This window comes from Streptococcus sp. Marseille-P7376, from assembly GCF_902460385.1.
Lineage (GTDB): Bacteria > Bacillota > Bacilli > Lactobacillales > Streptococcaceae > Streptococcus > Streptococcus sinensis.
Genome location: NZ_CABPTS010000003.1, coordinates 36,446 through 60,927 on the forward strand (window position 1 = coordinate 36,446; position 24,482 = coordinate 60,927).

The 24,482-nt window shown below is 44.9% G+C and carries 22 protein-coding genes; 16 read left to right on the forward strand and 6 right to left on the reverse strand.

The features are described from left to right. The first annotated feature begins 1 nt into the window (after position 1). On the forward strand, positions 2 to 877 hold the full coding sequence (locus FZ952_RS02840) for a sensor histidine kinase (RefSeq protein WP_148880519.1): 876 nt from the start codon (positions 2 to 4) through the stop codon (positions 875 to 877). A 41-nt stretch (positions 878 to 918) separates the two neighbouring features. Here the strand turns inward: FZ952_RS02840 and FZ952_RS02845 are convergent, their stop codons facing one another. The 3 genes from FZ952_RS02845 to pabB all read right to left on the reverse strand — a co-directional run bounded on the left by FZ952_RS02845 (position 919) and on the right by pabB (position 4,511). Next, the gene (locus FZ952_RS02845) at positions 919 to 1,683 is read right to left on the reverse strand and encodes a lantibiotic ABC transporter permease (protein ID WP_148880520.1); all 765 of its coding nucleotides are present in this window, start codon (positions 1,681 to 1,683) and stop codon (positions 919 to 921) included. Further along, positions 1,680 to 2,609 (reverse strand): ATP-binding cassette domain-containing protein, encoded by a 930-nt coding sequence (locus FZ952_RS02850; protein ID WP_148880521.1) that lies wholly within the window; start codon positions 2,607 to 2,609, stop codon positions 1,680 to 1,682. Before FZ952_RS02850 ends, FZ952_RS02845 begins: the two co-directional genes overlap by 4 nt. A 180-nt stretch (positions 2,610 to 2,789) precedes the next feature. Beyond that, entirely contained in the window at positions 2,790 to 4,511 is a 1,722-nt protein-coding gene (gene pabB, locus FZ952_RS02855; RefSeq protein ID WP_148880522.1) for an aminodeoxychorismate synthase component I, read from the reverse strand. Positions 4,512 to 4,721: 210 nt separating this feature from the next. Here pabB and FZ952_RS02860 point away from each other — a divergent pair, with 210 nt between their 5' ends. From FZ952_RS02860 to FZ952_RS02920, 14 genes are all read left to right on the forward strand, one after another. Further along, the gene (locus FZ952_RS02860; RefSeq protein WP_316246191.1) at positions 4,722 to 5,162 is read left to right on the forward strand and encodes a DEAD/DEAH box helicase; all 441 of its coding nucleotides are present in this window, start codon (positions 4,722 to 4,724) and stop codon (positions 5,160 to 5,162) included. Positions 5,163 to 5,179: 17 nt separating this feature from the next. Further along, the gene (locus FZ952_RS11895; protein ID WP_316246192.1) at positions 5,180 to 5,332 is read left to right on the forward strand and encodes a hypothetical protein; all 153 of its coding nucleotides are present in this window, start codon (positions 5,180 to 5,182) and stop codon (positions 5,330 to 5,332) included. Between the two features lie 230 nt (positions 5,333 to 5,562). Continuing rightward, positions 5,563 to 6,549, forward strand: a complete 987-nt coding sequence (locus FZ952_RS02865) for a hypothetical protein (RefSeq protein ID WP_148880523.1) — start codon at positions 5,563 to 5,565, stop codon at positions 6,547 to 6,549. Next, entirely contained in the window at positions 6,546 to 6,857 is a 312-nt protein-coding gene (locus tag FZ952_RS02870) for a hypothetical protein (RefSeq protein WP_148880524.1), read from the forward strand. Before FZ952_RS02865 ends, FZ952_RS02870 begins: the two co-directional genes overlap by 4 nt. Positions 6,858 to 6,868: 11 nt before the next feature. Further along, on the forward strand, positions 6,869 to 7,855 hold the full coding sequence (locus FZ952_RS02875) for a hypothetical protein (protein WP_148880525.1): 987 nt from the start codon (positions 6,869 to 6,871) through the stop codon (positions 7,853 to 7,855). Then, the gene (locus tag FZ952_RS02880; protein ID WP_148880526.1) at positions 7,845 to 8,255 is read left to right on the forward strand and encodes a hypothetical protein; all 411 of its coding nucleotides are present in this window, start codon (positions 7,845 to 7,847) and stop codon (positions 8,253 to 8,255) included. Before FZ952_RS02875 ends, FZ952_RS02880 begins: the two co-directional genes overlap by 11 nt. Then, positions 8,255 to 9,250 carry a hypothetical protein gene (locus tag FZ952_RS02885; protein WP_148880527.1) on the forward strand — a complete coding sequence of 332 codons (996 nt, stop codon included), beginning with the start codon at positions 8,255 to 8,257 and terminating at the stop codon, positions 9,248 to 9,250. Before FZ952_RS02880 ends, FZ952_RS02885 begins: the two co-directional genes overlap by 1 nt. Positions 9,251 to 9,572: 322 nt before the next feature. Continuing rightward, positions 9,573 to 11,825 (forward strand): 5-methyltetrahydropteroyltriglutamate--homocysteine S-methyltransferase, encoded by a 2,253-nt coding sequence (gene metE / locus FZ952_RS02890; protein WP_148880528.1) that lies wholly within the window; start codon positions 9,573 to 9,575, stop codon positions 11,823 to 11,825. A 137-nt stretch (positions 11,826 to 11,962) separates the two neighbouring features. Continuing rightward, positions 11,963 to 12,841 carry a methylenetetrahydrofolate reductase [NAD(P)H] gene (gene metF / locus FZ952_RS02895; RefSeq protein WP_002910611.1) on the forward strand — a complete coding sequence of 293 codons (879 nt, stop codon included), beginning with the start codon at positions 11,963 to 11,965 and terminating at the stop codon, positions 12,839 to 12,841. A 1-nt stretch (position 12,842) separates the two neighbouring features. Next, entirely contained in the window at positions 12,843 to 13,787 is a 945-nt protein-coding gene (locus FZ952_RS02900; RefSeq protein ID WP_187423853.1) for an AraC family transcriptional regulator, read from the forward strand. Positions 13,788 to 13,895: 108 nt separating this feature from the next. After that, positions 13,896 to 16,133, forward strand: coding sequence for an alpha-galactosidase (locus FZ952_RS02905; RefSeq protein ID WP_148880530.1), 2,238 nt, complete (start codon positions 13,896 to 13,898; stop codon positions 16,131 to 16,133). Between the two features lie 242 nt (positions 16,134 to 16,375). Next, positions 16,376 to 17,239: an HAD family hydrolase gene (locus tag FZ952_RS02910; protein WP_262366321.1), complete on the forward strand. Its 864-nt coding sequence runs from the start codon at positions 16,376 to 16,378 to the stop codon at positions 17,237 to 17,239. A gap of 11 nt (positions 17,240 to 17,250) precedes the next feature. Then, positions 17,251 to 17,847, forward strand: a complete 597-nt coding sequence (locus FZ952_RS02915; protein WP_148880532.1) for a histidine phosphatase family protein — start codon at positions 17,251 to 17,253, stop codon at positions 17,845 to 17,847. Continuing rightward, complete coding sequence (locus FZ952_RS02920; protein WP_148880533.1) at positions 17,848 to 18,450, forward strand: histidine phosphatase family protein; 603 nt, start codon at positions 17,848 to 17,850, stop codon at positions 18,448 to 18,450. 93 nt (positions 18,451 to 18,543) lie between these two features. On the opposite strand, the gene FZ952_RS02925 is transcribed toward FZ952_RS02920, so the two are convergent. From FZ952_RS02925 to FZ952_RS02935, 3 genes are read right to left on the reverse strand one after another with little or no spacing between them, the layout of a single operon-like run. Continuing rightward, complete coding sequence (locus FZ952_RS02925) at positions 18,544 to 19,017, reverse strand: hypothetical protein (RefSeq protein WP_187423854.1); 474 nt, start codon at positions 19,015 to 19,017, stop codon at positions 18,544 to 18,546. Continuing rightward, positions 18,998 to 19,909, reverse strand: a complete 912-nt coding sequence (locus FZ952_RS02930) for a phosphodiester glycosidase family protein (protein ID WP_148880535.1) — start codon at positions 19,907 to 19,909, stop codon at positions 18,998 to 19,000. The genes FZ952_RS02925 and FZ952_RS02930 overlap by 20 nt, the downstream gene beginning before the upstream one ends. Continuing rightward, positions 19,906 to 20,955, reverse strand: a complete 1,050-nt coding sequence (locus FZ952_RS02935; RefSeq protein ID WP_148880536.1) for a bifunctional glycosyltransferase family 2/GtrA family protein — start codon at positions 20,953 to 20,955, stop codon at positions 19,906 to 19,908. Before FZ952_RS02935 ends, FZ952_RS02930 begins: the two co-directional genes overlap by 4 nt. A 393-nt stretch (positions 20,956 to 21,348) precedes the next feature. On the opposite strand from FZ952_RS02935, the gene FZ952_RS02940 reads away from it, so the two are divergent. Next, complete coding sequence (locus tag FZ952_RS02940) at positions 21,349 to 24,402, forward strand: AAA family ATPase (protein ID WP_148880537.1); 3,054 nt, start codon at positions 21,349 to 21,351, stop codon at positions 24,400 to 24,402. The last annotated feature ends 80 nt before the right edge of the window (positions 24,403 to 24,482 follow it).

Below are 24,482 nucleotides of genomic sequence, written 5' to 3' on the forward strand. Positions count from 1 at the left end.
TATGTGGTTGATTATAGCCTTTGTGCTCATACTCTTCTTGTCAATCATGCTGGTTCGCTATCATCTGACGATTCGTAGTCTGACCAGCCAGATCCGTGCCAAACGTCGCACAGGAAGTCAGATTCGGCTGACTTTAAGAGATCAAGCTCCGAGTCTGGTGGCACTGACTAACGAGGTGGAGCAGCTTTTTCAGGAAATTGATAAGATGTCCTTTGTGACCCAGCAGGAAAAGAAAACCTTGGACATGGCTATCAGCAATATTGCCCACGATATCCGAACACCGCTGACCATTGCTAGTGGCTATACGCAACAGCTACTCAAGGACGCTGATAAGGACCAGATGGACCAGCAGCTGCAAAAGATTGCGGATAATCTGGGTATGGTATCTAGACGCTTGGAGGCTCTGATGGAATACCGTCGCTTGATGGAAGGAGCTATTCGACCGAAGTTGGAGCGAGTAGACCTATCCCAGCTGGTTACCCAGCAACTCTTTGCCTACTATGATGCCTTTCAGCGAGCAGGGATTGATTTAGATGTGGATTTGTCTGAAAATCTGCTGCTGGAAACGGACAGTGATATCTTTGATCGAATCATCCAGAACATGCTCAGCAATGTCCTCAAACATGGCCGAGAAGCAGCCAGCATCAGTCTGAAAAAAGAAAGACAAAAGGTTATTTTTCGGGTCAAAAATAAGGTTCAGAAGCCTATTTTGCATCTGGATAAACTAACCAATCGCTTCTATTCTGAAAACCTCTCCAGTAGTGAGGAATCCTCTGGTCTGGGGCTTTATATCACCCAGCAGTTGGTCGAAATCTTAGGTGGTGATTTGAGTATTCAAGCAGAGGACGATTGGTTTAAATTGATTGTGGCTTTATAAAAAAGAATCAGCTAGTCAGAAGATTAGCTGATTGTTTGCTTTTAGAGATCTTTTTTCTTGAAAATGAGGAGGCTGTTGCCTAGGAAGAAGACTGCTATGCCAATCGCGACTAAACTAGCTCGCAAAACTACAGCAGGATCTGCAGCCATCTCTATTCCAAATCGTAAGGTTAAATAGCGGAACAATTCTATATGAGGATAGAGTAAGACTGGAAAGACGAGCAGGGCGCTTCCGACAAAATAGGTAATAAAGACCGCGGCAATAGAATGACTGAGATAGAGGACGAAAGACACGATGCCAATCCAAGCGATGGTCACAATGAGTTGGACGAGAATAGTTAGCAAAAATTGGCCAAAGAAACCTGTCGGAGCTGTCCCAATTCCGTTGATAGCGCTAGCGATGATGAAGGATAGCCCTAGCAAGAGGATGAATTGGAAGATGGCGACAACAAAGGAGACCAAAGTTTTAGATAGGAAGAACTCTGTCCGTGAAATACCGTGAGCGAGGCTGTTTTTATAAAGCTTACGGGACAAGTCCACACCTAATAAGAGGCAGACGACAATGAGAGTGAAAAATATAATACTGTCAGAATTTCCAGAGAAATGGGCAAGGGCATTGATACCTGTCATTTTTACTGGTACTTGCTGAGCGACGTTTTGTCCATCCATCTCAATGGATGTTCCAAATCTGCTCGAAACTTTATAGATGGCACCGAGCAGGATATTGGCTAGCAAAACGAGCTCGGTAATCCAAAAGCCCTTGGAGTGGAAGAGGCGGTAAAAGTCAGCGCGAATGGTTTGAATCATGATAGACCTCCCTGGTTTTGATCAAGTAAATCTGTAAAGAAATTTTCTAGATTTTGCCGTGCATAGTAGATTTCTTGAATGACTAAGTCAGCTGTGGCTAGCTCTTTTACGATATTGTTGATGTTGTGCGAATGGGTAAAGACATGGATCTCATTGAGAGCATTGACCACCTTGATGCGGTAGCCTAATTGATCTTGGAGCAGCTGGCTGGCTTCCTCCAAATGATCCGTTTTCAAGACGATATAATCTTCGCTTTGCTCTTCAAATTCAGCCTTGGAAATTTCCTTGATCATGCGTCCTTGGTCGATGATACCAAAGCGCATGGCGACTAGGTAGAGCTCAGATAGGATATGACTGGAAATAACAAAGGTCATGCCCAGCTCTTCATTGAGCTTTTGGACGAGCTGGCGAAATTCCTTGATGCCGACAGGGTCTAGTCCGTTGATAGGCTCATCTAAAATCATCAGATCTGGCTTGGATAGTAGGGCGATAGCAATGCCCAAGCGTTGCTTCATCCCGAGGGAGAAGTCACGAAATTTCTTTTTGCCAGTGTCCGTCAGGTCTACATAGTTGAGCGTTTCTTGGATGGCCTTATCGGCATTAGGAATCTGACGCAGTTTGCAGTAGTAGCTGAGATTTTCGTAGGCGGTCAAGTGGTTGTGGGCAACGGGCGTTTCAATGACCGAGCCGACCCGCTTGAGGGCTTGTGTCCATTCGGCCTGATTGCTGGAACCAAAGAGAGACACGGTTCCGTTGCTGGCATGCATCAGCTGGGTCATGATTTTGATCAGAGTGGTTTTACCAGCCCCGTTTTTACCGATGAGACCGTAGATGTCTCCCTTTTTGATGGTCAGATTGACATCGCTCAGAACTTGCTGCTGGCCGAACTTTTTGCTGACCCCTTGTAAAACTAAAATATTTTCCATGGTTTTACTTCTCCTTTTTGATTTATTCTTGGAAGTCCTTTCCTCACCATCTAGTATATCGGACACTTATTAAGTATTCATCAAGCAATTCTAAAATATTTCTAAAATCTCGAAATAGCAGTTATACTGCTTGGTTGAGCTGAGTATGACCTATAGAAAAAGAAATCGAAAGGTCGATTTCTAATCATCTATTTTCAATTCATAAAGGCCTCGCAGTGCGTTGCAGGCGTAGATTTTTTCTGCTGATTTTAAGTCGTCTAGGCTGAGGATTCTTTCTGTGGCCTGACCTGTTGCCAAGAGATGCTGGCGGTAGATGCCGTCCAAAAGCCCTAGCTCAACTGGTGGCGTGTAGAGGTAGCCGTTCAGCTGGAGGACTAGGTTACCGATGGAACTTTCCAGCAGCTGTCCTTGGGCATTGTAGTAAATCTGCTCCTGCTGGCCTAGGTCTAAATGTGGCCGATAGCTGGTTTTAAAGTAGGTGAAAGGCTGTTGTAAGTTGGCATTTTGTAGGACTAGAATGGCCTTGCAGAAAGCTTCTGGGAGTGCTTGTAGCTTTTCTAGCTTGCAGGTCATTTTTCCAGATTTTTCGATGGAGATCCGCAGGCGGTAGTCCGTACTTGGATCCAGTTCTGCTAGGCTTTGGTTCAACTCTACCTTCAGTTTTTCCTCATCAAATGGATAAGCAAAGTAACGAGCGGCTTCCCGTAGTCGTTTCAGATGTTGGTCTTGGAAGGTCAGTCGGCCTTTCTCAATCTTCCCTGTCGTAATCAGAACAAACTGCGGATTTTTCCGATAGAGGACGGCAGATTTTTGCTGGGTTTCGATGTATTCACCCTGCCAACTACTATCCCAAGTGATACCTCCACCGACACCATAGATAGCCTTGCCATCTTCTAGCTGAATGGTGCGGATGGCCACATTGAAAATCCGTCTCTGGTCTGGCAGGCAGATGCCGACTGTACCGCAGTAGACTCCGCGAGCGGCTTTTTCTGTCGCCTTGATGATAGCCATGGTCGAAATCTTTGGAGCGCCTGTGATAGAGCCGCACGGAAAGAGCGCATCAAAAATTTCTCCTAGGCCAATCTCAGGTCGTAGCTGGCTCTTGATGGTAGAGGTCATCTGCCAGACTGTAGAATACTGCTCGACCTGACACAGCTGCTCGACTCGTTCACTGCCAATCTCTGAAATGCGGTTCATGTCGTTGCGCAGCAAGTCAACGATCATCATATTTTCCGCCCGATTTTTAGGATCCTGATGGAGCCATGCAGCCTGTTCTAAGTCTGCAGTGACCGTCAGACCGCGATTGGTAGTACCTTTCATCGGCCGCGTTGTCAGCTCACCTTGGTGCTCCTCGAAAAAGAGCTCAGGACTGATGGATAAGATTGCCTGATTATCGTGTTCTACATAGGCATTGTAGGCGGCGTTTTGCTCGACGACCAGACGGTTGTAGATAGCCCAGCTGTCCTGTGGATTAAGCTCTGCGCCTAGCTGCACCGTGTAGTTGACCTGATAAGTATCGCCTTGACGGATATGGTGGTGAATGGTTCCGATTGCCTTTTCGTACTCTTGCTCAGTCGTCAGGCTCTGCCATTGCGCCGGCATCTCCACCTCGTCGTAAGCCAAAGGGAATGGTGCTTCCTCAGCTCTGTCATGAATGGTAAAGTAAATCAAGTATTCGCCTAGTAGAGGGGCTTCGTGAACTTGTAGTTTTTCCTCAAAAGCGGAGGCAGCTTCGTAGCTGACATAGCCCACTGCATAAAATCCCTTTTTCTGCCAGTCCTCTATCTCGTGCAGAATCGCTCTGACCTCAGTCAGCTTGCGCGTTTTGAGCTCTTTAATGGGCTGGCTGAAAATCAAACGCCGACCCAGTTCTTTAAAATCAATAACCGTTTTCTTGTGCATGATAATAGTATAACATATCGTGGGCAGATAGAGACCGAAGAGAGCAAGAAAATTGCACTAGGGGTAGTAGAATATGATAGAGATTTGACAAGCAGCAGTCTTTCTGTATATACTGTCTGTAGATAGACACAAGAAGAAAGATTAACAAGCTCTTTGTGCTATATTCACCAAGAAATATAGAAATTTGAAAAGAAAAATGGTGACGAAGATATGAAAAAATTGCAGTTTAAAGGGCAGTGGCGAGATTATCAAAAGCGTATTTTGGATAGGAGTCAAGGCTATATGGCAGATGGTCGTGTCCATATAAGCGCAGCACCTGGTTCGGGCAAGACAACTTTAGGAATTGAATTCATCAGGCGCTTTAATAAGCCGGCCCTCGTTTTGGTGCCCACGATTACGATAAGGGAGCAATGGGCTGAGCGCATTAAAGAGGCATTTTTGGAGACTCCATCAGAAGCAAAGGCCTTGTTGTCTCAAAATTTGAAAGAACCTAAAACGATTACGATTGTCACCTATCAAGCTTTGCACAGCGCTTTGACCCGCTATAAGGGGAGCTTGTCGTGCCAAATTGAAGATGAAGCTATGCCTTCAGAGGAAGTTGATTTTTCTCAGTTTGATTTGGCAAAAATGATGCAGGACATTGGTTTGTGAAGGCTTTGTCTGGACGAATGTCATCATTTGCGCAAATCAGTCTGATTACACTGACAGCTACGCCGCCTTATGATTCAGAGCCTGCTTTATGGCAACGCTATATGAACTTGTGCGGAGAAAAGGAAAACCGTGTTTTGACCAAGAAGAAGGTTGAATCGCCTTTGAAGTAGTGATTGCGACGGTGAAAAGTTTACTATTTCATCTTTGCTGCGTTCCCGCAGTTTTATGCTTAAACGAGGAGAAATGATGAATTACGAATGTCTTTATTGATTGGAGGAAAAATGAAGCGAAAAATAAAAGGAAATGAAGAACAGATTGGAAAGGCTTCTGATTAGTTTTGTTTTACTCGTTGGTCTAGCTAGTTGAGATGAAAATTAAAAATAAAAAAGGGGAAAATTTTATGAAAAAACATGTATTTAAGAATCGGAAAGTCCTCTGGTCTCTCCTTCTTCTTTTTCTAGTCATAACAGGATCTTGTTTCTTTCTTCTCTTGAAGCCCAGTCAACCCCCAAAAGAACAAGAGTATAGAATGAGAACTGCCAGGGAAAAATCAGATTTTCAACTATTTGGAGATAAGAACCAATATGTCATTGAGTCTACAAACAAAGGTAGTTTATTTGTCAGTAAAACATATGCGATCACAGATGAGTATAAGACTTTTATAGTAGAGGATGAAAAAAAGCTACATACTGTTCCTCATCTCCAGATGGAGGGAGAGTATTGGAACTTGATTTTGTATAATTTAGACGAGGAGGGCTTGCCCGAACGAAAGATTGACCTATATCAGGCAGTACGAAGCTACAATCAGAAAAGCATTCCTACAAATCTAGTTGACTCCTATTATGTTGAGGGTACTCACTATTTTAGGTTGACAATCGGTGATTTATCGGATGAAGAGAATCGAATTTACAAAGATGTCTATCTCAATGTGGAGACCGAAGAAGTAGTGGATTTTCCAAAAGACACAAAGTTTGGAAGGAACTCTGATATAAGCGATACCGCTAGAACAACAAATTATGACAAGGTTCTACATGCTAAGGGTTATTTTGATCCTTCAAATGAGATCGACACAACTAAGCTTGAAGGACAAGTCCCAGACCCTAACATCAATCTCTATAGTCTTTATCCGGACCTAGAAGATAAACTCATCAATCAGGATTGGTCGCTTTATATCCGTCCAGATAAGGTCACACCGGATGAGTGGTTTGATACCTTGTTACATTGGTTCGCGCCCAAGGGAGAAGACCTCCTAACTGTTTATGGACTGAATGAAGATGGGAAAGTCTCAGATGTTCAGATTCATAACAGCCAAGAGGCGAATGCCTGGTTGGAGCAGCATCCAGCTCTAAAAAACCTTTATAAAGTAGACATGGGAGACAGCCGATGAGTAATAAGAAAATTAATCCGGATAATCTAAGCCGTGTGAATGGTGCATTTAAGGATATGAGTGGCGAGTTAGAACATAACGTTTCGGACCTTATTTCTTCTAGTGCCACGGAGAAGCTAGGAGCTGCAACAGATGGCATTAAAAAACTATCTAAGGAAATGGTTGCGACGATTAGCTCCTTAGATGAGTATCTTGGAGCGGTAGGTGAGGATTTTAGAAATGTATTGGAAAAGTTGCCGATTTCGTCTGACCAAAATGTGAAACATGGCTATGAAGAATATCAGCTGTATCTAAATAGTAAATACTGAGGAGGAGCTCAATGAAACCAAACAGGAAAAAGATTCTAATCATTATGGGGTGTTTAAGCCTTCTAATTTTGCTTAATGGAGCCTATACCTTATATCGTTATATGACACACGACCGTTACAAGGTGCGGACTCCTGAGGTGGAGCCAGCTTCTTATGAATTTATAGGTGATAGACAGGGACTGGTCATTTCTTGGAAATATGTCAATCACAGCAATGAGAAGGAAGCTAATGAAGAACCACTGGAGTATACCAGTGCGATTTATGGGAAACGTTACTTATCGACAGAAAGTAAACGCTTGATTCATCGTTATGATGATAACCGCTTTGATGTCAAGAATCTGAGTTGGGGGGAGTATTGGAAGATTCAGGTTTACGACACCAATCAGGATAATTTACCTCGCAAGGAGTATGATCTTCTGAAGGCTGTTGCGGATTATGATGTTTCTTACTTTCCAGTTTCAAGTACCTATATTAATTTTGTTACATACAGTGGTCAAGAGTATCGTAAGGTAGTTCTCCAGAAAACTGGAGGACATGATCGTAAGGAAGCCCTCTTTAACATGGAAACAGGTAAAATAGAGGATGTTCCGGAGGAACTTGGAGTTGCCCTTGAGAATAGGTATACATATTTATTTAACCGTTATACAAGTTTGAAAAATTACTATTATAATGATGATTTTATAGATAACACCACCTGTCTTAATCTCTCACAATCCGTGATTAATCAGTCTTCAGACTGGCGCTTGAAGGAGGAATACCCTGCAGCTTATGAGCTGATGACGAAGAAGAAAGGCGAGCTGTATTTCTTGACCAATGAGACAAATGTCAAACTCCTCTCAAATATATATAGTCTCTTAATCCCTAAAGATCGAGACTTATTTGATAATCTGACAGTTTATGGAGAGGTGACCAAGGATGGAAAAGACCATGTGGTTCACTCTTACGAGGAGTTTATCAGTGTCTTAAAACCAAAGGAGGAGTTGAGAAATGGTAGTTAAACGCATTCAGCCGATGCGAATTCAAAGTATCAAAGCTAGTATTAATGCTTCGACAGAAGAAATCTCTCAGGGGATGGATAGTATTATCGAAGCGCCAGTTACAGACAATCTAGAGTCTTGTGCAGGTCTTGTAAAAGCTTGTATGGAAAATTTAGTCGAAACAGTAGATTCATTAGATGAGTTTATGAACAAGATTGCGGAAGCTTTTCAAAATATGGATGAAGATTTAGCAGGCTCCATAGATGGGATTATGAACAAGATTGGGGAAGGCTCCATAGATGGAATTATGAACAAGATTGCGGGAGTCTCTCAAAATAAAGATGCAGGTTTAGCAGGCTTGATTGAAGCTAATGAGATGTATGGTTTCTTATGGAATAATACCTACAGGGAGGTGCAGTAATGAAGTTTTTTAAGATAAAAGTATCTAATAGAATCAAGTGGCTCGTCGGAGGCTTACTAGTCATTATTGTACTGCCTTATTTAGCTTACCAAGGCTACATTACTTATTTTGTTAAGCCGTACTTTGCACCAGTTTTAAAACAGCGAATTAGTGAATATGAGTTCATTGAGGACGGAAAGGCGATTGTGGTCAAGTGGGATTACGATAATTCTGTGGATTATTGGTTAACCTCTTCTAATAAGCAGGTATTTTCAGGGAAGAAACTTGTAGGAAAGACAAAGATTGTGAAAGATTATAAAAAGATTAAGGGTGCACGGGTGAGAAATAACATTCCAGAGGAGATGGAATACTGGGGAATCACAGTTTATGATACGCAAAATCAGACCCTTACCTCTAAGGATTATGATATCTTTAAGATGGTTCGAGATTATGATACGGATTATATGCCTATCAGTCTTTCTAACGAGATTTATACCAGTGGGGGAAAAGAAGTTCTAGACCTCTATATTCAGAAAATTGGTGGTGCAGAGTCCTCCATTCGAAAATCTATTGATTTGAATAGCGGTAAGATTGTGGAGGCGGGAGACGAGCAAGAGCGGGATAAAGAATATTCTAGCTCAGTTAATCTTTTTACACAAACGAATTTACTATCCGTTAATTCGGATTATTCTATAAACAGTTGGAGAATTCGTTCATCATCTGAGAAGCGACTGCCTTCTGATACTTTGATTTGGACTAAATATCCAAAGGCAGCGGAGATTTTTTCTAAAAATGCTTCAATGATCGCTCTTTTGAAAGATATAACAAGCTTGGAAGATAATCTGCCTCTTCTTCAACTCTTAGTTAAAGATGGGACAAATCTATTTAAAGATGTGAGAATACCGACAAAATATTCCGTTGATGGTCAAGAGCATACTGTTAATTCATTGGAAGAATTTAAACAGTATTATGATCTTCAAAAGGATGTCTGGAAAAGACCTACACAGGATGAGTAAGGAGAGTAATAAGCAAATTAATCCAGATAACCTAAGCGGTGTGAACGGAGTTTTTAAAGACATGAGTGGCGAATCTGAAAATTATCCCAAAGAGAAGAACAAGAATTAGCGAGCTTTCGGGCTTGCTTTTTTCTGTCACAGTCATAAGTTTTGACTATAACAAAGCATAATTTTTGGTCATGGGAGCATTAGTGATGCGGTTTAACAATAGGCCTTCTTCGGAGGTATAGTTTTAGGCTATATAAAACTCTGGAAAATTCCAATTATACAGCGGGGAGATTTTCTGCTAAGATAAAATCAAGAAAAATTTTGGAGGACGTTTATGTCAACGACTATCATTGGTTTCCCACGTTTGGGTGAATTCCGCGAATTAAAATTTACAACTGAAAAATACTTTAGAAATGAAATCTCAGCAGAAGAGCTTCTGGCTGCGGTCAAAGAGTTGCGTGCTAAACACTGGAACATCGTCAAAGAAAAAAGCATCACTGAAATTCCGTCAAATGACTTTTCTCATTATGACAATGTGCTGGATGCGGCCCTTCTCTTTAACGTAGTACCGTCATCTGTTCAAGGCTTGGAATTGACGGACTTAGAGCGGTATTTTGCCTTGGCTCGTGGCTATCAGGGCGAAAAAGGGGATGTCCGTGCCCTTCCGATGAAGAAATGGTTCAACACTAACTACCACTATATCGTTCCTAAATTTGAAAAAGAAACCCAAGTCAAGCTGGCTGGGCATAAGATTTTTGATGAATTTGCTGAAGCGAAAGAGTTGGGACTGGTAACCCGTCCAGTAGTCATCGGCCCATTCACTCTCCTGCAAGTATCTGATTTTGAAGATGGTGTGGTGGCAGCGGATTTTGTAGATGCCCTGACTACAGCTTATCAAGAAGTTTTTGCCAAATTAGCAGAGCTGGGTGCAGAGCGTATCCAGCTGGATGAGCCAAGTCTGGTCAAAGACCTGTCAGCAGAAGAAAAAGCTCTCTTCTTGGACCTTTATAAGAAGCTTTTGGCTGACAAGAAAGGCTTGGAAGTCTTGCTTCAAACTTACTTCGGAGACGTTCGCGACGTTTATGCTGACCTTGTAAACTTGCCAGTTGACGCTATCGGACTTGACTTCGTTGAAGGTAAGAAAACTCTTGAACTGGTCAAAGGTGGCTTCCCAGCTGATAAGACTCTTTATGCAGGGATTGTCAACGGTAAGAACATCTGGCGCAACAACTACGAAAAGAGCTTGGCGGTGCTTGAGCAAATCCCAGCTGAAAATCTTGTTTTGACAAGCTCATGCTCACTGCTCCATGTGCCATTTACAACGGCTAACGAAGAATTTGAACCAGCAATCTTGAACCACTTTGCCTTTGCGGTGGAAAAATTGGATGAAATCCGTGACCTGGATGCTATCCGCAATGGCGGTGGTGCAGAAGCACTTGCTGCTAACAAAGCTCTCTTTGCAGCAGAGCGTGTTGGGCAAAATGCGGATCTGGCTGCTCGCATCGCTGGTTTGACAGATGCTGACTACACTCGCCTGCCGGTCTTTGCAGAGCGTGAGGAAATCCAGCACAAGACGCTCAATTTGCCACCGTTGCCAACTACGACAATTGGATCCTTCCCTCAAACCAAGGAAGTCCGTGCCAAACGTTTGGCCTTCCGCAAGGGCGAGCTGTCAGCAGAAGACTATGACAAGTTCTTGGCTGAGCAGATTGATGAATGGATCAAGTGGCAAGAAGAAGTCGGCTTTGACGTGCTGGTGCATGGTGAGTTCGAGCGTAATGACATGGTTGAGTACTTCGGTCAAAACCTGTCAGGTTACCTCTTCTCTAAGAATGGTTGGGTACAATCATACGGTATGCGTGGGGTGAAACCACCAATCATCTGGGGTGATGTGACTCGTCTCAACCCAATCACTGTTAAATGGTCTAGCTATGCACAAAGCCGTACTGACAAACCTGTCAAAGGTATGTTGACTGGACCTGTTACCATCCTCAACTGGTCATTCCCACGTGAAGACATCTCTATCAAGGACTCAACTCTTCAAATCGCCCTTGCTATCAAGGATGAAGTACTTGATCTTGAAGCTGCTGGTGTTAAGATTATCCAAATCGACGAGGCTGCTCTTCGTGAGAAATTACCACTCCGTCGCAGTGACTGGTATGAAGATTACCTTGACTGGGCAATTCCAGCCTTCCGCTTGGTACACTCTACAGTAGCTCCCGATACGCAAATCCACACTCACATGTGTTACTCAGAATTTACTGATATCATCCCTGCTATTGACAACATGGATGCGGACGTGATTTCCTTTGAAGCGAGCCGCTCCAACTTGGAAATCCTGGATGAGCTCAAGGCTAAGAACTTCCAGACAGAAGTAGGTCCTGGAGTTTACGATATCCACTCACCACGCGTGCCAAATGAAGGGGAAATCGACCACACTATCGAAGCTATCTTGGCTAAGGTGCCAAGCAGCAAGGTCTGGATTAACCCTGACTGTGGTCTTAAAACTCGTGGTATCCCAGAAACCAAGGCTAGCTTGGAGCGCTTAGTAGAAGCAGCTAAAGCAGCTAGACAACACCTGAAATAATCCTCCTCGAACCTCAAAAATTGATCTTGATGGAGGAACATACCAAAATTGAAGCGGAGCTGACAATCCTGCAGGAGCTGTTTTTGTAGGATTGTCCTTAGCTATCGCTACCATCATTGAAAGGAACTTTTTGTTATATGGTTCGTCGTCACACACCCAGTCTCTCATTTGAAGTATTTCCTCCCAATCCGGCAGTAGGCAATGATAAGATTTTTCAGGCATTGAGAGAGATGCAAGATTTGGCTCCTCACTTTATCAGTGTGACAGCCAGCAATAATAAATTTGACATTGAGGAGACGACGGTTCGTTTGACAGAGTTCATCGCCAACGATCTCCAGATTCCGACGATTGCTCACTTACCTGCGGTCTATCTGACCAAGGACATGGTGTCCAATATCTTGCAGTCTTTGGATCGGGTTGGTGTCCATCAGATTTTAGCTTTGCGAGGGGATATTTTTCCAGATGTAGCGCCTAAGGATGATTTCACCTATGCGACTGACTTGATTGAATACATCAAGACAGAAGCACCGCACTTTGACATCATCGGAGCCTGCTATCCGGAGGGCCATCCGGATTCTCCAAATCAGATTTCGGATATTCAAAATCTGAAGAAAAAGGTGGATGCTGGCTGTTCTAGTCTGGTGACCCAGCTTTTCTTTGACAATGAGCGCTTTTATGATTTTCAGGATAAGTGTATTTTAGCTGGTATTGAGGTGCCTATCCATGCCGGGATTATGCCCATTCTCAACCGCAATCAGGCTCTGCGCCTGCTCAAGACCTGTGAGAATATCAAGCTGCCAAGAAAATTCCGGGCTATTCTGGATAAGTACGAACATGACCCAGAGTCTCTGAGAGCAGCTGGTCTGGCTTATGCTGTGGACCAAATTGTTGACTTGGTGACCCAAGATGTAGCGGGCATACACCTTTACACTATGAATAATGCTGCAACAGCCTACCATATTTATAAGGCTACCCATGCTCTCTTCAATCATAATCCATCCGTCCAATCTTTCTAAGATGAATGAAGAAACCACTAATCAGATTCAGTTGCTGTTTAGTGGTTTTTGTTTTATAATAAGGATAAAAAAATTATCTAAATCTAAGGAGAAGCTGATGGAGCATTCGCTGACCTTGGTTAAGTCTATGCAGTTTGGCCAAGAAGATTGTTTTTTTGCCTTCTGTGGTTATTCAAAAACGGAAGCCCATCATAGCTTTGGGCCGGCTGTCTGGGATGTTTATGTCATTCATATCGTACTGGAGGGACGGGGGACTTACTCCGTGGGCAATCAGCGCTATGATTTGCAGGAAGGGCAGGGCTTTGTGGTGCCACCGGGTCAGTCGGTCTTTTATCAGGCTGATGGAGAAGAGCCTTGGTCTTATGTCTGGATGGGACTGGGTGGGCACCTCTTGCCTCGTTATCTGCAGGCTCTGGGACTACAGTCAGGCCAATGGTCTTTTGAGCTGACTTCTTTGCAGGAATTTAAGGCCTTGGTCTTTGAAAGTCTGGCCTATGAGGGCAGCGGAATAACAGCTGAACTAGCTCTGCAAAGGCAAGTTTATCGCTTCTTAGAGCTCTTGTCCCAACGTCTTAAGCAGACATCTTTAATCACGGAAAGCCGTCGAGTCAATCCTTATGTCCAGCAGGTCTTGGAACTGCTGAGCAGTCATCTGCCAGAAAGTCTATCTGTACAGGAGTTGGCGCAGAAAGTGGCGCTGCATCCTTCCTATCTATCTCGGCTTTTCAAGGATGAAGTAGGCAAGGGAATTAAGGAGTACAGTAATGATTTGCGGCTCAATATGGCAGCTGATTTGCTGACGAGCAGCCAGCTTTCGGTGGAAGAGATTGCCAATAAGACAGGCTTTGCTGGAACACAGAGTTTTTCAAAAGCCTTCAAGAAGGCACGTGGTCTGTCGCCCTTGAATTTTCGCAAGGCTAGCTCTCATCTGGGGCAGGAACTGTAAAAGGTCACATTTGGATAAATAATACTAGAAAGAAAGGCTTACCAAAAGGGGTAGCCTTTTTTATAATGAAAGGAGAAACATGATTGCGGACTACGAAAGGAGAAGACCATGAATGAGGCTAGTATTTTATTTAACGAAGAGTGCAGGCAATTTCATCTGACTAATGGCGAGGTTTCTTATATCTTTCGGGTTTCGGAGGATGGTAAACTCTTGCAGCTTTACTACGGCGCAGATGTACCGGAGCGGGATTATTTTTATTTGGTGGAGCTGCAGCATCGGCCCATGACGACCTATCGGAAAGAAGGGGATTTACGCTATTCTTTGGAGCATGTGCGGCAGGAATTTCCAGAATACGGCACGACAGACTTTCGTCATCCCACTATCTGTCTGCGGCAGGAAACTGGCTCGCGTATTACTGACTTTGTCTATGTCAGTCATCAGATGGTAGATGGTAAGCCAGCTTTAGAGGGGCTGCCCGCTACTTATACAGAGGCACAAGAGGAGGCTAAGACGCTTATCTTGACCCTGCGAGATGAGTTGACAGAAGTTGAAGTTCAGCTGTTTTATACGATTTTTGCTGATTGGCCGGTTATCGCTCGTTCAAGCAAAGTAATCAATCAAGGCAGGGAAACTTGCTACTTGGAATCCTTAGCTAGTCTGTCGCTGGATCTGTTAGATGCTGACTATGACTGGCTGCAGCTATCAGGAGCATGGGCTCGGGAGCGCCATATCAAGGAGCACCCGCTTCAGCAGGGGATTCAGTCCATTGAGTCAACCCGCGGCATTTCCAGTCCCCATCACAACCCCTTTGTAGCTCTTAAGCGACCGGAAACGACTGAGTTTTCAGGTCCAGTACTAGGAGTGGCCTTGGTGTACTCGGGCAATTTTCTCATTCAGGCTGAGGTGGACACCTATGATGTGACTCGGCTGCAGATAGGCATCAATCCTTTCGGTTTTGAATGGAAGCTGGCTGCGGGTCAGTTCTTTACCAGTCCAGAAGCTCTGCTGGTTTACTCTGAGCGGGGCCTCAACAGCATGAGTCAAGTCTTTCATCAGCTATTTCGTCGACGTCTAGCTAGGGGTTACTGGCGCGAGCGAGCTCGTCCTATTCTCATCAATAACTGGGAAGCTACCTATTTTGACTTTAGTGAGAATCAGCTGCTGGATCTTGCTGAAAAGGCTCAGCAAGTAGGAGTGGAGCTCTTTGTGCTAGATGACGGCTGGTTTGGCCAGCGGACTAACGATAGTGCTGGGTTGGGGGATTGGTTTGTCAATCTAGACAGGCTGCCGCAGGGGCTGGGCTCGCTAGCAGAGCGAATTCACGGTTTGGGCATGAAGTTTGGTCTTTGGTTTGAGCCGGAAATGGTCAATAAGGACAGTCAACTCTACCGTAGTCACCCCGACTGGCTACTGGCAGTGCCAGGTAGACAGCCTCACCATGGCCGTTATCAGTTTGTTTTGGACTATTCTCGGCCGGAAGTAGTGGATGAGATTTTTGAACGTCTATCAGCGGTTATCGAGGAAGCGCAGCTGGATTATATCAAATGGGATATGAATCGCCCTCTGACGGATGTCTTCTCAGCTGCCTGGCCAGCCGATCAGCAGGGAGAGATTTTTCACCGCTATGTCTTGGGTGTTTATGACTTGTATGAGCGTTTGATCAGTCGCTATCCGAGATTGTTATTTGAGTCCTGCTCTTCAGGTGGAGGCCGCTTTGATCCAGGTATGCTTTACTATGCTCCTCAAGCTTGGATCAGCGATGATTCGGATGCGATTGAGCGCTTGAAGATCCAGTATGGAACCAGTCTTCTCTACCCTCTTTCGTCCATGGGAGCCCATGTCTCCATCGTGCCCAATCACCAGACCAACCGTCTGACTCCGTTGAAGACGCGGGGCAATGTAGCCTTTTTCGGTACCTTTGGCTATGAGCTGGATCTTAATCAGCTAAGCCTAGAAGAATTGGCTGAAGTCAGGGAACAAATAGCTTTTTACAAGCGCCATCGAGAGCTGATTCATAATGGAACTTTTTATCGACTGCAGTCGCCATTTAAGGGAGATGGGCAGACAACTTGGATGGTTGTCAGTCAGGATCAGAACACGGCACTTTTAGGCACTTTCAAGGTTCTCAATCAAGTCAATCGCTCTCATCAGCGCTTGCAACTGAAAGGACTAGTTGTGGATAAAGTCTATCGGTTAGAGGGGAGTGTCTATACAGGGGCTGAGCTTATGCGAGTTGGGCTGGTCACCACGGACGCTTCCAGCGGTCAGCTTTTAGAGGATTCTGAACAAAAGACGAGCTACGACTTTGATTCCAAACTCTGGCTGTTTGAAGCAGAGGATGAGTAGATAAGATGGGAAATAAAAAAAGCAGAAGGAACAAGCTGATTAAAAGCTGTCCTTCTTGTTTTTTCTCTGAATAAAGAAAGGATAGTACCAATATCTCTGATAATTCTATAGGAAAAGGCTTTCGAAAAGATATATAATAGGATAGAGAGTTCGTAAAATAATATTGGCCAAAAGTGAGAGAATTTGTAAAAAATGAAGAAAGCATTTGCCAGCTTGTATTGTTAGAAGAAAGTAATCGGTAAATGCAAGGAAGAGGGGGCTTTATGACGAGAAAAATCATCTTTCTGGATGTGGATGGGACCATCATTGACTATGATAATCATATACCAGAGTCTGCTGTGACTGCTATTCGCCGGGCACGAGAAAAGGGCCATCTGGTCTATGTCTGCACAGGTCGCAGCAAGGCTGAGATGCCGCCGGAAATTTGGGATATTGGCTTTGATGGTATGATTGGCGGCAACGGCTCCTATGTGGAGCATAAGGGGCAGGTCATCCTACACCAGCTGATTCCGCAAGAGGTTGCGAGGCAGCTAGTAGACTGGCTTCAGGAGCGAGGTCTGGAGTTTTACCTAGAGAGTAATAATGGCCTCTTTGCAAGCAGGGGCTTCCGCGAAGCAGCGCGACCGGTGCTTCGAACCTACGTTCTTGGAAAAGGTGCCAAGCCAGAAGAAGTTGTAAATATGGAGGCAGAAGAAGCTCTTCACGGCCTGGTTTATGGCGGGGAGCTCTATCGGGACGACCTTAACAAAGTCAGCTTTATTCTCAGAAGCTACCAAGATCATCTGGACTCTAAGGCAGCTTTTCCTGAGCTCAAGGCAGGTACTTGGGGAGGCAAGGACGAGCATGCTCTCTTTGGTGACTTGGGCGTCAAAGGTATTACCAAGGCGCATGCCATTGAGGTTCTCCTGAAGTATCTTCATGCTGACAGGGCAGATACTCTGGCTTTTGGCGATGCCAAGGTTGATATTCCTATGCTGGACTATTGTCAGGTCGGGGTCGCTATGGGAAATGGTGGAGCGGAAATCAAGGCCATGGCCAATCTGGTGACAGACTCGGTCAGCCAAGACGGTCTCTACAAGGCCTTTGAAAAGTTAGAACTCATCTAAAGGAGATATGAATGATGGCAAAAACTCTTTATCTGATGCGGCATGGCCAAACGCTTTTCAACCTACGCCACAAGGTGCAAGGCTGGTGTGATGCTCCTCTGACCGATTTTGGCATCTATCAAGCCAAGGTGGCTGGTCAGTATTTTAAGGATGCCGGTATTACGTTTGACGATGCCTACAGCTCTACTCAGGAGCGGGCTTGTGATACCTTGGAATTGGTAACAGACGGGAAGCTTCCCTATAAGCGTATCAAGGGACTCAAGGAGTGGAACTTCGGGACCTTTGAAGGGGAAAGCGAGGATCTTAATCCGCCCCTGCCCTATGAAGATTTCTTTGTGACCTATGGCGGTGAATCACAAGATCAGGTCAGGGAGCGCATGGCTGCGACCGTTCTCAAGCTCATGCAAGAGACAGATGGCCAGTCCGTGCTCATGGTCTCTCATGGCGCAGCTATGGCCAATTTTGCTAGGGCTTGGCAGAAAAATTGGCGACTGGATAGTTTGGGTCACATGACCAACTGTGGTATTTTGAAGTTTACCTTTGAGAATGATCAATTCTACCTTGAAGAAGTGATTGGTCACGATTTTAGCAGCTGGGAGGAAAAATAAATGAAAGATTTATATTTGATGCGGCACGGTCAGACTTTTTTCAACCAAGAAGGCTTGGTGCAGGGAGCTTGCGACTCTCCTTTGACAGAACTGGGGCAGGAACAGGCCCGGCAGGCAGGAGCTTATTTGAAAGAGCGGGGCATTCGTTTTGGTCCTCTCTACTCGTCCACCCAGGAGAGAGCTTCCGATACTCTGGAACTTGTCTCCGGCCGGACCGACTATACTCGCCTTAAGGGCATTAAAGAATGGAGCTTTGGTCTTTTTGAAGCTCAGCCCGAATGCCTGCAACCGAAATTCCGACCGGGAGCTACCTCTTTTGAAGACCTCTTCGTCCCCTATGGCGGAGAAGGTGTGAACCAAGTCGGTGAGCGCATGCTAGTCACTCTGACCGAGGTTATGGAGCAGGCAGGAGCAGAGCCAGTCTTGGCTGTTAGCCACGGCGGTGCCATGTGGGCCTTCTATCTCAAGATTGCGGCTCAAGCTCTGGACCCTAAGGTGCGCTTTGGCAACTGCGCTATCTGCCATTACCATTATGAGCAGGGACATTTTAAGCTGGCAGAAGTCATTGACCCACTGACGGGTGATGTGTATGAGTGTGAATGAAGAAGCAGATTTACCTAACTATTCATAGAGATAAATGATCAGAAGGATGATCCCCACATTAAAAACCTCAGCTTTTTTTCTGAGGTTTTTGGTTTATACTTGACTGAAGGTTTCACGACGACTTAGTTTTGCGTCTTCTTTTTTGCTGAGTATTGGCTGTGTTTGCCCTTCTGCCTTCCACACACTTCGGGTAAAGACCATGGAGAGTAGTGCCAGAGCTACAAAGGCTGCTCCCACATACCAGTAGGGCGTATCCAGCGTTGTGGAGCGGCCAGATAGTTTGACGATGCCACGTAAGAGCATGCCGGCTGTCATGATGGCTACGGCTGAGTTCCAGAGGTTGAGGCTGAGCCGAGAGAGATTGGGAATCATTTTCATGAAGAGCAGGAGGAGGCTGCCGCCCGCTAGAGGAACGGCAAAGAGGTAGTGCATGTGGCTAGATGTTTCGCCGAAGCTGAAGGATTCATAGATTCTGCTGAAAGCAAAGAAGAAAATAGTTAATAGTGCGTAGATAAGGGCCGTTTTTATAAAACGTTTTTTGCTGGGATTAGTAACCGATGTAGACAATATCACTCACCGACCTTTCTGAGATAGTGTTTCCGTTGGTTGTAGGTTTGTTAATGACCTGACCGTTAAAGTAAAGTGTAGAGGAACCGCCGCCGTCGAGGTTATAGGCAGTCTTGACACCATAAGATTTCATGATTTCTGCCATCTGGTAGAGGGAAAGTCCCTCGCTTTCTGAGGTGCGTCCGTCTGAAACGATGATGATATAGTGGTTTTCGTCAATGATACCGATAGCTGTCCGTGGATTGGAAGCCATGGACTGGCCAACTTCGGACTTAGTATTCACGACAATCTCACCATTTTCTACAAGGGCTGGTCCGAAGGCCAGGAGATTGACCACGCCGTCTTTGACCAGCTGGTCGGCAGAGATTTCATTTTCGTAAATGATTTTAAAAGAGCCGTCTTTATAAATGGCCAAATCCCCATTGCTGGAGTCTTCTCGGACGGTATCGCGGTAGACGACGCCATTGCGGATGACATAGCCAGTCGTATTGGCTCCATAGTAGTCGCCGTTCACCGCTAGGATAGCATTGTTGTTGGCAGCCGTTTCCGAGGTCTTAGCTGTGACATTGTTTCCGTAGGTATTTTGGGCAAAGGCCGTTTTCAGATATTCTGATGAGCTAACGGTCACATCGGCGATGTAGATTTGGGTGTTGCTGACGGTCTTTTCAGTCAATGTGACAGAGATGTTATCGTCTGAATAGCTGGTATCTGTCACTGTTGCTGTTTCAGCAGCCTTGCTGGCAGCCACGGCATTGGATGATGAAGCGGTGCTTGAGACTGTGGAAATAGTCTCTGCAATGACGAAGGTTTTCAGCATGGAGTAGCTGAAGGAAGCTGTCAGAAGGAGGCCGAAAATGGAGGCGTAGGCATAGCCTTTCTTTAAAAATTTCATGATGCGGTGTGTGTCCTTTCCTTAAAAATAAATCTCTTTTGCACCATCAAAGAGACGGTGAAGAGTAGCAGTCCGACGATAATCTTGGCAAGCAGAAGATTGAGTCCAAAGACAGCGTAGAAGAGGCGAATTAGTAGTGTGTCTAGGATAAAGAGCACTACAGCTAGGCTGAAATAGCCGGTTCCTGTCTTGAGTATACTGTCGTCGTTCTTAAAGACCAGCTTTTTATTGGTTGAGTAGTTAAAGATTGAGCTGGTCACGCGGGCAATTCCGTTAGCTAGAAGAATTCTCAGGCTGGTCGGCACAGCAGTTAAAAACAAGAGAGCCAGTGCGTAGACGATGTAGTCAACGATAAAGCTGCTGAGAGAAGTCAGGGCAAATTTGAAAATATTTTTATAAATCATGAGTCCATCCCGAATTGATCGGAAGTGCGAGCCTTGATTGTCATTGATATAGACCGTCTCAATGGGCACTTCCAATATCGGATATTCCTTGCTGGCTTCTAAGAGCATGTTCATTTCATACTCATAGCGCTCCCCCTCTACCTTTAGCATAAATGGAATCATGTTGGTCGTAAAGGCTCGCAAGCCTGTCTGAGTATCGGAGACACCCATCCCAGTCTGAAGCTTGAAGAGAGCCCGAGTCAGACTGTTGCCGAAGCGGCTGCGCAGAGGCACCTTGCCAGTAAAGGCGCGTGCTCCCAGAATCAGCTGATTGGGATTTTCAGAAGCCTTGGTTGCCACGCGGAAAATATCCCAGACCTTGTGCTGGCCATCCGCATCTGCTGTGATGACCGTTCCATATTGACCCAGAGACTGGATGTAGGCGAAGGCAGTTTTTAGTGCTTGCCCCTTGCCTTGATTGTTCGCGTGATGGAGGACAGTAGCGTACTGCTCAGCCTGTTCAAACAAGACTTTTGCCTTGGAGGAGCTGCCGTCATTAACCACAATCAGTTCCATCTGACTTTTTTCTTTGATTTTTTTCAGCAATCGGATCAGGTTGAAATCTGGCTCGTAAGCCGGAATCACTAGATAGTCCATAATCAGTACCTCTTTCTTAGATGATTTGTAGAAAGTATACAGACTGCGGCTTAAAGCTAGCTGATATCAGTTAGCTTTAAGAAAAAGTTAAATTTTCTTTAAGGAAGAAATAGGAGCATGACGACCAACAATCCTATAGGCAGCTTCCTACATACTACCATGGGTCTGGGATTGTTTCACGCATTTCCAACCGATTATGCGTAGAAGGAGAAAAGGAACAGAAGGAGGCCCCCCTTCTTTATAAGTTACTTTCTAAAATTATATTTTCGTCTTATTAAGGACAGCCACCTAACGATAAGCAATTTAAAACTGCAAATTAGGGTTTGGTATAATAATTTACTTGCTAAACTGTCTTTTTTTGTTTATATTAGTTTTATAAGCTTTTTTGGAGGCGTTTTCATGGACAAAGCTCTTTTAAGGTTGAAATTACTAGGAAATCCGAGTGTCTTTCTTAATCAAGAGGAAGTCTTTTTCCCTTTTGCAAAAATCAATGCCCTGCTTTACTATCTTCATATCAATGGAACAGTCAATCGGGAGGAGATTGCAGGAATTCTCTGGGAAAATAAAAACAATCAGACTGCCAAAAAAAATCTGCGCAATACTATCTATCAGACCAATAAACTGCTGGGCGGGGACTGGATTATCGCTCCCAACCGGACGGTTCTTTCGCTCAATCCTAAGTGTAGAATGGAAAGTGATGTGGAGCTCTTTTCAGACAATCCTGCGGAGCATCTGTCGCTCTATCAGGGGGATTTTCTGCAGGGCTTTTATCTTAAGGATAGTGAGGCCTTTGACTATTGGGTGTCCAAGATGCGAACCCGATATGAGCAGCTGTATATTCAAGCCTGCTACCAACAGCTCGAAAAGGGAAACAACCAGCTGGATTTGGAAGAAACAGAACAAAATTTACACCGTTTGATTAGCATTGATGAGTTTGATGAAAAGAACTATCACCTGCTGATGAAATTCTATCAGGAGAATGAACGGCCCGGCAAGGTAATTGAGACCTATTATAAATTGGTGAACCTTTTGGACAAGGAGCTGGGCATCAGTCCTAATGAGGCTATCCAGCAACTTTACCACGAAGTGCTTGCCAAGGATCGTAGCGAGCGCAAGACCAAGCAGTTTCTGCGCAATACGGATCACTTTTTCGGTCGGGTAGATGAAATTAAGCGTCTGGAGTCTTACTTTTCCAAGATTTTAGAGGACCAAGAGGCGCGTGCTTTGGTTCTGGTCGGAGGGACTGGTATTGGTAAGCGGACGGTGACTCGCCAAGTGCTGGCCAATCAGACCAAGGATTTCCAGATTGTCATGGCCAAATGCTTTAAGGATGAGATGAAGATAGCTCTGCAGCCTTGGCGTGGCTTGCTAGATGGTCTAGGTGACTTGGTCATTCAGCACCAGATCCTCTCTCTTAGCCAGTGGCAGGTTATTTTAGAAAGTTATTTCCCGATTTTGATAGAGGGTGCCTCTGGTGTTCAGCTAGATGCGGATAAGCTGGCTCAGTTTGTGGTGGATATCTTACAGAAGATTTCCAAGAAAAAGGCCTTGGTCATTTTGATAGAGGACTGCCATTGGATGGATGCGGCTAGTGCTGCTGTCCTGGAGCAGGTCATGAATCATCTGAGTGACTATCCTGTGGCCTTTGTTTTGACCAAGCATCTGAGTACGCCATCTTATCTGGAGCATTTTTTCAATCACTTGCTGGTTCGTAATAAGTTAGATTTTATTCAACTGCAGCCGCTGAAGTTTCAGGATAGTGTGGCTTATTTACGGGCCCAGACAGGTCAGGTGGCTATGTCTGAGCAGCAGCTTGAGGATATTTATCGGGTTAGTCAGGGCATTCCCTTCTTTCTGACGGAGTATGCTAAGCAGTTCTTGCGAGGAGAAAAGTTTCATCCGCTGACTCCCGCTATCAGGGCTAAGCTGTCTTTGAAGCTGGACTACTTGAGCAGCGGGGAGGAGGAACTGGTAGACTATCTGGCTTGCTTCAGACTTTCTGCTTCGCTTTCGCTCTTGGGCAAGTTACTGGCTTTACCTATGGAAGAGATGGTTGAAATCACTGAGGAGTTGAGACAGAAGCAGCTGTTGATAGAGGAGGAGCAAGAAGAGACATTGATGCTGCGGTTCAGTCAGGAGCTTCTGCAGATCTATGCCTATGAACGCTTGTCGCTGGCAAAGAGGCGGATGCTGCATCACCAGATTGCTCAGAGTATGGAAGACCAGCTGGGAAGCTCTTTCTATCATGCCCAACTGTTCAATGACATTGCCTATCATTACAAGATGGCCAAGCAGGCCATCAAGTCTCTGGAATATGAGCTGCATTATCTGGAAGCCACCCTGCAGTTTCATCACGAACTCTTTCCGATTTATTCGCGGGAATTTGGCTTTATTGAAAAGACGGATGATGCCAATCAGTCAGCGGTTTTGGACCAGTTTGACCGCATCCGTCGGCAAATACAAGAGTTGGAAAGAAAACATCAGAATCACAAGGATTTCCAACTGCTAGTTCTCCGCTTTCTCTATCTGGAAGGACGCTATGCCATCCGGACAGGAAATTATCAGCAGGGGATGGACAATATTCAGCAGGTGCTTGCCTCGGCCAAAGAGCTGCAGCAGATGGATTTTCTCCTAGAAGGCTATCGTCAGATGATCTACTACTGTATCCAGACAGAAAATATCCCAGAGATGCGCTATTATACAGATTTGGCTCTAGATGCTTCGGTGCAGGCCAATAATCACGAGGCCATCGCTATCAACCTCCGGCTTAAGGGGCTTTACCATCTCATAATTGGAGACGAGGAGCAGTCACTTCATCACCTTTACCGGTCTATCGACTGTTTCAGTCTGACGGCCTCGCTTCGCTCCAAGTATTCGATTCAGATTGCAGCAGCCTTGGATTATCTAGCGGAAATTGAGCAGATCCGTGGGAATTTCACGACAGCATTGGTCCATCAAAAGGAGGCCATTGAGCTAACAGAAAATAAAACATCAGAGCCTTCGATTTTTGCCTTTTACATTGGCTTGGGTATGACCTATTACTGGTTGGGTGATCATGAGCAGGCGGAGAAGATTTTTCTTAAGGCTAAAAAAGCGCTGGAAACCCTCAGTTTTCCATGGAAAGAGGCTCAGCTGGAAGTCTATCTGGCCTTGATTGGCTGTGAGAAGAGAGATTACCAGCCTGTGCTTGATCTTCTGCGGAAAAAGGATAGCCTCATCAGTCGCTATGGCAATCCGCGGGACAAGGGGCTGATCTACTATCTGATGGCTGTGATTAAGTATCGCCTGCTGACTGGGAGTTTGCAGGAAGCAGGCTTTGAAGATTTGCTAGTTCAGGACTTTGAAACCTATTATGAAACGGCTAAAAGCCAGCTCAATCCTTATCGTGATCGGCACCAACTCAAGGAATTAGAAAACTTACGCCTGAGATTGTCTCAGGAAGCAAATAGATAGTAAAAGAGGATGAAACTATTTTCATCCTCTTTTATGTTTCTAAAATATAATAGCAAAATTGTTAAAAGTCCCATCGAAAG

Bases quoted from the DNA above. Each gene is read 5' to 3' on its own strand.
- FZ952_RS02880 (WP_148880526.1), top strand. From the start codon at position 7,845: ATGGTAGTTAAACGCATTCAGCCGATGCGAATTCAAAGTATCAAAGCT.
- metE (WP_148880528.1), top strand. From the start codon at position 9,573: ATGTCAACGACTATCATTGGTTTCCCACGTTTGGGTGAATTCCGCGAA.
- FZ952_RS02875 (WP_148880525.1), top strand. From the start codon at position 6,869: ATGAAACCAAACAGGAAAAAGATTCTAATCATTATGGGGTGTTTAAGC.
- FZ952_RS02915 (WP_148880532.1), top strand. From the start codon at position 17,251: ATGATGGCAAAAACTCTTTATCTGATGCGGCATGGCCAAACGCTTTTC.
- FZ952_RS02850 (WP_148880521.1), bottom strand. From the start codon at position 2,609: ATGGAAAATATTTTAGTTTTACAAGGGGTCAGCAAAAAGTTCGGCCAG.
- FZ952_RS02910 (WP_262366321.1), top strand. From the start codon at position 16,376: ATGCAAGGAAGAGGGGGCTTTATGACGAGAAAAATCATCTTTCTGGAT.
- FZ952_RS02930 (WP_148880535.1), bottom strand. From the start codon at position 19,909: ATGAAATTTTTAAAGAAAGGCTATGCCTACGCCTCCATTTTCGGCCTC.
- FZ952_RS02920 (WP_148880533.1), top strand. From the start codon at position 17,848: ATGAAAGATTTATATTTGATGCGGCACGGTCAGACTTTTTTCAACCAA.
- FZ952_RS02900 (WP_187423853.1), top strand. From the start codon at position 12,843: ATGAATGAAGAAACCACTAATCAGATTCAGTTGCTGTTTAGTGGTTTT.
- FZ952_RS02885 (WP_148880527.1), top strand. From the start codon at position 8,255: ATGAAGTTTTTTAAGATAAAAGTATCTAATAGAATCAAGTGGCTCGTC.
- metF (WP_002910611.1), top strand. From the start codon at position 11,963: ATGGTTCGTCGTCACACACCCAGTCTCTCATTTGAAGTATTTCCTCCC.
- FZ952_RS11895 (WP_316246192.1), top strand. From the start codon at position 5,180: ATGTCATCATTTGCGCAAATCAGTCTGATTACACTGACAGCTACGCCG.
- FZ952_RS02940 (WP_148880537.1), top strand. From the start codon at position 21,349: ATGGACAAAGCTCTTTTAAGGTTGAAATTACTAGGAAATCCGAGTGTC.
- FZ952_RS02860 (WP_316246191.1), top strand. From the start codon at position 4,722: ATGAAAAAATTGCAGTTTAAAGGGCAGTGGCGAGATTATCAAAAGCGT.
- pabB (WP_148880522.1), bottom strand. From the start codon at position 4,511: ATGCACAAGAAAACGGTTATTGATTTTAAAGAACTGGGTCGGCGTTTG.
- FZ952_RS02840 (WP_148880519.1), top strand. From the start codon at position 2: ATGTGGTTGATTATAGCCTTTGTGCTCATACTCTTCTTGTCAATCATG.
- FZ952_RS02845 (WP_148880520.1), bottom strand. From the start codon at position 1,683: ATGATTCAAACCATTCGCGCTGACTTTTACCGCCTCTTCCACTCCAAG.
- FZ952_RS02870 (WP_148880524.1), top strand. From the start codon at position 6,546: ATGAGTAATAAGAAAATTAATCCGGATAATCTAAGCCGTGTGAATGGT.
- FZ952_RS02905 (WP_148880530.1), top strand. From the start codon at position 13,896: ATGAATGAGGCTAGTATTTTATTTAACGAAGAGTGCAGGCAATTTCAT.
- FZ952_RS02865 (WP_148880523.1), top strand. From the start codon at position 5,563: ATGAAAAAACATGTATTTAAGAATCGGAAAGTCCTCTGGTCTCTCCTT.